The organism is Cohnella baijiui, assembly GCF_020731285.1.
In the GTDB taxonomy this organism is placed as follows: Bacteria; Bacillota; Bacilli; order Paenibacillales; family Paenibacillaceae; genus Cohnella.
On sequence record NZ_JAJFOW010000139.1, the window covers coordinates 1 to 382 of the forward strand.

Annotated in this window: 1 pseudogene; it reads right to left on the bottom strand. The window is 38.7% G+C overall.

The window, feature by feature from the left end:
• Positions 1-207 (bottom strand): annotated as a pseudogene (locus LKX83_RS32015) (serine hydrolase family protein); the annotation flags it as partial.
• Between the last annotated feature and the right edge of the window lie 175 nt (positions 208-382).

Sequence of the window (382 nt, forward strand, 5' to 3'; positions counted from 1 at the left end):
AAGCACCTCACCGTCTAACGAAGCAAATTCTTTGTCAAGCTGAAGCTTCCAAAGCGTATACTCAGGATCTTCAGAATTAGGCATCTTGGGATATAACAAATTGTATTCATCACCCAGTGCGTCTTTTACATATGCTACTAGGTCGCTGCTTCCTTGGTGAAGACCTTGGGCTCCTGCACTATGAATGAACAACACTTGCTTTTTCATCTTGTTTACTCCCTTCTACTAGCTACAATCAGAAAGAAGCCATCTCAAAGTTACTTCTTTCTCTGTCACGATTTAATGAAATCCTAGATAACATGTAGTATTTTATTAAAGTTTATCACCTATGATAGCGAAGGACTTCTTCTCGATTGCTCAAAAACTCATCCTTCTATTCAAC